This is a genomic window from Rhodococcus sp. LB1, from assembly GCF_001583455.1.
GTDB classification, from domain to species: domain Bacteria; phylum Actinomycetota; class Actinomycetes; order Mycobacteriales; family Mycobacteriaceae; genus Rhodococcus_F; species Rhodococcus_F opacus.
Window position 1 is genome coordinate 1 of record NZ_LTCZ01000218.1, and the last position, 7,135, is coordinate 7,135.

At 60.3% G+C, this 7,135-nt stretch carries 8 protein-coding genes and 1 pseudogene; 4 read left to right on the forward strand and 5 right to left on the reverse strand.

Going from position 1 to position 7,135, the window contains the following annotated elements; genetic code table 11:
* The 4 genes from AZG88_RS26115 to AZG88_RS26130 form a co-directional block, all read right to left on the reverse strand.
* On the reverse strand, nt 1-425 hold a 425-nt coding region (locus AZG88_RS26115; protein ID WP_442971752.1), incomplete at its 3' end, for a hypothetical protein.
* A 126-nt stretch (nt 426-551) separates the two neighbouring features.
* On the reverse strand, nt 552-1,118 hold the full coding sequence (locus AZG88_RS26120; protein WP_061699638.1) for a hypothetical protein: 567 nt from the start codon (nt 1,116-1,118) through the stop codon (nt 552-554).
* A complete protein-coding gene (locus AZG88_RS26125; protein WP_156517626.1) occupies nt 1,115-1,813 on the reverse strand; it encodes a hypothetical protein in 699 nt (232 codons plus the stop codon). Before AZG88_RS26125 ends, AZG88_RS26120 begins: the two co-directional genes overlap by 4 nt.
* A gap of 134 nt (nt 1,814-1,947) precedes the next feature.
* Nucleotides 1,948-2,382, reverse strand: coding sequence for an HD domain-containing protein (locus AZG88_RS26130; RefSeq protein ID WP_061699640.1), 435 nt, complete (start codon nt 2,380-2,382; stop codon nt 1,948-1,950).
* Between the two features lie 479 nt (nt 2,383-2,861).
* Between AZG88_RS26130 and AZG88_RS26135 the strand changes: the two genes are divergently transcribed.
* Genes AZG88_RS26135 through AZG88_RS26145 form a run of 4 tightly spaced genes read left to right on the forward strand, consistent with a single transcriptional unit; the run spans nt 2,862 to nt 6,323 of the window.
* Entirely contained in the window at nt 2,862-3,332 is a 471-nt protein-coding gene (locus tag AZG88_RS26135) for a hypothetical protein (RefSeq protein ID WP_061699641.1), read from the forward strand.
* Nucleotides 3,333-3,338: 6 nt separating this feature from the next.
* Nucleotides 3,339-4,298, forward strand: a complete 960-nt coding sequence (locus AZG88_RS26140; protein ID WP_061699642.1) for an ABC-three component system protein — start codon at nt 3,339-3,341, stop codon at nt 4,296-4,298.
* A 43-nt stretch (nt 4,299-4,341) separates the two neighbouring features.
* Nucleotides 4,342-4,527 (forward strand): ABC-three component system middle component 8, encoded by a 186-nt coding sequence (locus AZG88_RS55735; RefSeq protein ID WP_442971753.1) that lies wholly within the window; start codon nt 4,342-4,344, stop codon nt 4,525-4,527.
* 32 nt (nt 4,528-4,559) lie between these two features.
* On the forward strand, nt 4,560-6,323 hold the full coding sequence (locus tag AZG88_RS26145) for a DUF2326 domain-containing protein (RefSeq protein WP_231914202.1): 1,764 nt from the start codon (nt 4,560-4,562) through the stop codon (nt 6,321-6,323).
* A gap of 506 nt (nt 6,324-6,829) precedes the next feature.
* Here AZG88_RS26145 and AZG88_RS52885 read toward each other — a convergent pair.
* A pseudogene (locus tag AZG88_RS52885) lies at nt 6,830-7,135 on the reverse strand (TerD family protein); the annotation flags it as partial.

A 7,135-nucleotide genomic window follows, 5' to 3' on the forward strand; every position in this document is an offset into this window, starting at 1 on the left:
CGAATCGGTGCATTCGGGATAAGCTCGGCGACGATCGCGCCACGCGGGACATAGAAGATCGCGATCCCTTCCTCTTGCACGATCCCCTCAAGCTTCGGGAAGTCCAGGTCGATGTCGTCAGGCCAGTTAGGAGGGTAAGTCCCGCGAAGCATCTGGTTCGCCAGGTCCGTCAGCTGGCCCAACGCGGACCAGTCGATCTGAAGCGCACTCCTCACAGTGGCCTGCATCTGCTCCAACTGCTGATCGACCTGGGCGTTGTACGCGGTCACAACCTTGCCGATCTCACGGAACTGGGCGTCGATCACGTCCGCAGCCCGCTGGCCGATCTCATTGGCCTGGGCGTTGTACGTAGCCATAGCCTGCTCGAGCAGCGGCCGGTAGATAGCGGCCTGCTTCCCCAATCGCCTCAGGTCGTCGTCGTTCATCGTGGTCTCTTCCGTGCCGTAGAAATTGAACTTGGTGCCAGTGTTCCAGGGGCGGTTCGAGTTCGTCCTGCGCCGATCGCACTAGCACCACATCGGTGAGCGGGGGGGACGCGTCACTTTCCTTGTTCAGATGGCCTCGGCGGTGCGAGCGATCTCGACGGCGATCCGGCCGTCCGCGGTCGGGGTGACGCGGGAGTTGATGTGCAGTCCGGACTTTCGGACGGCCGCGACCTTTCCGGTGCGTAGATCCCGGGCGGCAACGCTCGCGAGCTGGCGGCGGCCGCGATCGTAGACCTTCCAGGTGAGCCATTCGCCCGGCCGGGTGCTCGCTAGAGCCTTGAGTTTGGCCTCGGCCTGCTGTTGAGGGGACGGGTTGAGGTCGTCGACAGGCTGGGCGCCGAAGACGTCCTCGACCGATCGTTGGTCGGTTTCGGCGTCCAGCTTGGCCAGCAAGTCGCTGTGCCGGCGGCCGTCGAGCTTGCCGATAACACCGTCGGTGATGGACTTGCGGGCGGTCTGCGTGTCGACCGGGGTCCAGTCGAGTTCGCGGTCCCAGTAGAAGTCCTGGCCGAGGGGCTTGTGGAAAACGAATCGGCCGAGGTTTGCGACATAGGCGTAGACGCCGGGGTTCTCGGTGTCAACGTAGGCCAGCCACTGGTCCTGACCGTGGTCGCTGACGATGTAGAGGCTCATTGTGCGTCCCTTCCTCGATTCGTCTTCGGTGGTACGTAGCGCTTCGGTGTGACCTCGCAGCCGCCGAGTTCGGCCAGCTCGGCGATGCCGGCCGGGGTGGGTACCTGCGCCCAGACCGCGGTCATCTTCTCCACCAGGGCGGCCCGCTCGGTGACCGGCAGTTTCGGGTCGCGGACGGCTTCGTAGTCGGCGTGGGTGGTGTCCTTGACCTTCTGCGATGCCTCGGTGTGGAACTGGAGCTCCGCGACGCGGCCGCTGGAGTGGCGGGCGAGCATGTGCAGGTCCTTGTACTGGTTCCCCGGAAGGTAGGAATTTTCGACCTCGGTAACCGTCCAGCCGCGCTCGGTGAGGCGATCGGCCATCGTGCGGGCCGTTGCTACGACCCGGTCGGGGTCGGAGATCGTGGTGTAGCGGACGACGTCGGTGATCCCGTCGGCGATCTGCTCCGGATCTCGCAGGGGCGACTTCTCGCACCGGTCGTTGAGCTTGCGGGCGAGGGAGTCCGGGCTCTTCATCCGGAACGCGAGGCCGTGCATGCGGGCACCGGCGGGCAGTGCTTCGAGGACGTCGGAGGTCATCTGCGCCTCCTGTTGCTTGGCGGTGGCCATCATGTCGACGACCAGGGCGGCGACGTAGGTCGGGTAGTCCCGGTACAGCTGTTCCGGGGTATTGGCCGGATCCTGTGCCCAGTCCACGTCCGGACGGTCGGCGGCCACCGTCCGCGACGGCACCCACCGCGTCAACGGCTGCCGATTCGGGGCGCAGGTCGTCGATCGACTTCAACTGTCTTCTGTGATCGGTGCATCCGCGGCCGCACTCCTCCCCTGACCTACACACTCGCGGTCAGCTCGGCCCGGGCGCGGGCGTACTTGGCGGTCAGGCGGTCCCGGGTCGCGGCGTCGAGCTGCGCGAGGCGCTGCGGGTCGCTGTTGTCCGCCAGGTCGGCCAGCTTGACCGTCAGTGCCAACGGCACCTGTCGGACACGGGCGTAGTAGTCGGCCGGGTCCTCGCCGCCGCGGCGGGTGAGCGCGTCGACCGCAGCGGTCACCTCGACCGGGAACGATTCCTCGAGATCTGCAAGCGTGACATCGGAGTCTTCAACGACGTCGTGCAACCAGGCGGCCGCAACAGCGCGTTCGTCACCGCCGACTCGCGCCGCCACGCGAGCCGGGTGCGCGATGTACGGCTGACCAGCCTTGTCGACCTGCCCATCGTGGGCGGCTGAGGCGATCTGCTCGGCAAGCTGTGCGATCGAACGTCGCATCCTTCCCCCTTCATCTTCGTTCATCTTACTCCGTCTCATCTTCCGCGGAAAGTCCCCGCACACTGGCAAGGCACTCCGACCAAGTCGACCTCGTTGCGAGCAAAGCTGTCGGCGAGGCCGCCACATTCACGATCGCCACCACGTCCGTCGGAACAGGTGCAGCCGCACATCTCAAGCCGATGTTCATGTCCCTTCTCGACTGGAGCATGCGAATCATCCCCCAACCCCGACACCAGCCACCGACACATCCAGGCCACCTTTCATCAACAGGCACCCGAAACGATGGCTGACTTCACCTACTTCCGATGGTCAAGGCCCCACCACACGTCGCAACCGTCATTCATGCGAATGACGCACGGCGCACGTACTTCTCGCCGAGCTTCCCGACATCCCAGAAAGCTAGACTTCCGCGCCGGTGGTACTGGAATCGTGAACTACAGTCCATATGTCCACGAATCGCCCAGAAGAGGTGCGCACGCATGTCGACCCGCTACTTCAAGCCCATCGCCGTGACCGACGAAGTTGATGATCTCGGCAGCGTGGGTATCTTGCATGCCGACGTCGGGCACACCGCATCATTCGACGCTCCGATCCCCCGTGCGCTCGAGATCCCGAACCTTCGCCTCGTCGGGATGACCGGCACCGTCGGCGCAGTCCGTACCGGCGTCAGCAAGCTACAAGACACGTTCTCGGCTTATAGCGCCGGATCCCGCACCGAACTCATCCCCCCGGACCGGCCCGACGTTCCCGACCCCAACGACATCACCGCGGCGGCCTACCCCGGCGACAAACGCATCGGCCGGACCTTCGCCCTGACCCGTGGATTCGAACGCCTCGTCGTCGCAGAGGGAAAGGCCGAGCAGCAGCGCACCCGACTCGACTTCCTCGAGCCCTTCGGCGGAGATGATCTCCACCCGCTGCCACTGGCAACCGTCGGCGCCCCGGCCTGAAACGTCATGGGCTATGCATACGAAGACCTCAGCGAGGCACAGTTCGAGGCGTTGGTGGTGCAGGCAGCAAAGCTTAAGCTCGGGAAGGGTGTCCAAGGTTTCGCTGCCGGTGTCGACGGTGGTCGGGATGCACGGTTCGAGGGACTTGCGGATGGCTTCCCGAGCCGTACACGCCCCTGGGACGGAATCTCCATCATTCAGGCTAAGCACACCATGTCGTATGGGTACTTCTCCGACCCTGACTTCAGCGGGGCCGCAGACAGTGCAGTGCTGACTAAGGAGCTTCCCCGGGCGCGCCAACTGCGAGAAAAAGGAAAACTGCACAACTACCTTCTCTACTCGAACCGCTACCTGACTGCGAACGCAAACGAAGCACTTCTCGAGACGCTCTCAAAAGGCATCGGCCTTCCCCGGGAAAGCGTGCATCTGTGCGGGATCGAGTCCCTCGACGACGCCTTCCGGGAGGAACCGAAACTAGCACGACTCGCAGGTATCACCCCTTTCGACGGGCCGCTGGTCGTATCGAGCCGTGAACTGGCCGAAGTTGTGGAAGCTATCGCCCACGGCATCGACGCCGAGGCAAAGAGCGGAAGTCGTCCACAAGAACGCACCTCATTGGCCACGAAAAACACACTCAACTCGATGAGTGATGCAACATCCAAACGGCTGATGTCGAACTACGGCTATCTTCTTCGCCAGATAAAGGAATTTCTTGCAGATCCGGGAAACCACCGCATCCAACAAATTTACGACGACTGCGCCGAAGATTTCGACCTGAAGATCGTTGCGCATCGGGAAGAGCATCAAACATTCGACAAAGTATTCAGCCACCTCGTGGGTCTGCTCACTTCACGTGACCCCTTACTCGGCCGTAACCGAAAACTGACCCGCGCCATGGTGTTCTACATGTACTGGAACTGCGACATTGGAGAAACCGAGGTGACCGCAGGTGCTCTTTCCAAGTAAGCACGACCACCCAGACCAGACTGTCTTGGCAGTTGCCACTGTGATGATTCGGCACCTGTCCCGTCAGCAGATCGTCCAGTACGATGCACTCCTCGAACACTGCCGAAAGAACAGCGCCAGAGTCGACTATCTCTTCACCCCCGCCGTCAGTCTTCTATATCTCCTAGGGCTCGTCGAGTATCTACCCAAGGCGGATTCATTCGAATGGCGCCGAAGGCCTACAAAATGAAACTCATTAGACTTTACACGAACAATCCCGATGTGTTTGACCCCATCCCTTTTCAGGATGGCCTCTCAACTGTCGTCGCCGAAATCCGGCGACAACAAAATAGGGGCAAAACGGTCCACAACCTCGGCAAGAGCACCATCGCTCGTCTTGTCGACTTTTGTCTCCTCAAGGGCAAACACGCGTCTTTTTTTCTTTTCAAACATAGCAGCCTCTTCGAAGGATTTGTTTTCTATCTCGAGGTTCAACTCGACGATGGAACCTACCTCACCATTGCTCGATCGCTCGAGACTCGGAAATCAGTGTCACTCCTGTTGACGAATGACGATGTCATCGACGCCACTGACATCCCAGCGGACGAATGGCTGCATGTGGGACTGGGTGTCGCACCAGCTAAACGCCTCCTTGACGGATTTTTCGCATTCTCGGTTATCTCGCCTTACAATTATCGCGATATCATGGGCTACGTCCTCCGCGAACAGGATGACTACGGAGACGTCTTCCACCTCCAAAAGTTTCGAGGAAAACACAAAGAATGGAAGCCATTCCTCGCACAGCTTCTCGGACTGGATGCCCAGCTCACAGTAGATTTATATGACGAAATCGAACGAGGCGCCGCACTAGACTCCGAGATTGCACGCCACCGAGCCGAAAGCGGAGATTCGAACGACGCAGACGTAGCGAGAATCGAAGGAGTGATCTCCATTCGATCCCGCGATCTCGAAGAACTCACCCGAACACTGGATACCTTTGACTTCTCCCACGCTGACGCCGAAGCGACTCACGAGATAGTCGAGCGGGTCGAGAGCGAAATTGCACAGCGCAACGAAGAGACCTATCAGCTCACTCAGTTACTGTGGCGCCTCGACGATTCATTAACAGAAGAATCCATACTTTTCAACCCAGACCAGGCTGCTCACCTTTTCTCGGAAGCCGGGGTGGCATTTGTAGGTCAAATCAAGAAGGAATTCTCGCAATTAGTAGACTTCAACCGAGCGATTAGCGAAGAGCGCCGCGAATATTTAGTTCAAGAACGACAAGAAGTCGCTGATCGACTACAGATAATTGGACCCGAACTGGAGCGACTTCAATCCGAGAGAGCACGCCTGTTCGACTTCCTCGAGGGCTCCGACACCATCGCGAAATACAAGGAAATTTCCGAGCGCGCAGTCGCACTGAGGGCAGATATCGAGTCACTCACTCGGCAGCGGGAAGCCCTAAACCAGATCGTGCATCTTCGACAGGAACAACGGCAAATCCAAGAAAGAAGAAATCAACTACAGACAGCAATCGAGCTGGACTTAGGGGCGTGCGCCGAGAACCCGGCAGGCCGCTATGTTGCGATCCAGCGCTACTTCGATGAGATCGTGCACGCCGTACTTGATGAACACGCCCTACTGACGGTATCGGTGACAACCACTGGCACTCTCAACTTTTCGGCCGAAATAGTCGATTCAACCGGCGCCCAGACGAGTGCCGCGAAGGGGTTCACCTTCAAAAAGTTGCTATGTATCGCGTTCGATCTCGCAGTGCTCAGGGCGTACAAAGATCAAGCCTTCCCAAGATTCGCCTTGCACGACGGAGTATTCGAGAGTCTCGAGACTCGCGCTAAACGACGCCTCATCGACGTTCTCCGCGATTACGCGCAACTAGGCCTGCAGCCAGTCATCACCACTCTGGATTCGGATCTTCCTGATCCAATAGATTCCTCTCTATCCGCACTGTCGTCAAGCGAAGTCATCCGAACCCTAAGCGACGAGGGCGAGGGTGGCCGTCTATTCAAAATGGCATCGTTCTGATGTCCAGTTCCAAGACAGGCCGCGACCATGCCGCACGCATCCCGACCTTGCCACCGACACAGAAACAGGGCTGCGACTCGACGGCGCCCCGCGTGATCCAACGGAGGCGGTGCAGGCAGGCGCCTTCCTTGCTAGGTCGGACACCAATCGACGTCCTCGCCGTCGAGGCCGGCCCATGCCATCCGCTGCCGAGAGCGGCCCCAGCAGTGAAGGGCAGTACCACCGTCAGCTACCCAGGCACGCTGACATCCGCTGCACCCGACAAATTTTGCTGCTTCGCGCCCGCGAAGGTGAATTAGACGATCTAGTTTCCAACCTGACTTGCACAGGTCGGAGGGCATTGCCAGGGTCGACGTGGCGTCTGCGCTGGTAGAGAGCTTCGTCAGCTTGACCGTTTCCACGTACATGTAAGTTCCCCTTTGATATTGGTCAAGCGTTCGGCGCGCATCCAAGCGTCACCGCCTCGAGGCGACTATCCACGGACCAACTAGCGCCCGAGGTCTGTGTTACCTCTCGACCTCGCTGGAGTCACTGCTCAGCTGATCGCTTTGTTTCGGTGCCGCTGGGACCCATTCCCGCAGTTGTTGAACCACAGTGCCGTAGAACGCGTCGGTCGACGACGTCACGCTCGTGATGAAGCTCGCCGCGGTACCCGACCGCCGGCCGCCCATCGGGAAGGCTTGTTCGAGGGAGAAGGAGACGATGTCGCCGGAGCGCCCATTGGTCAGTACCTTCGGGTCCGCCCGCACCGTGTCGAGGTGCTCGCAGGCTTCGTTGCCGCGCTCGGAGAACACCGCTTCGACCTGAACGTC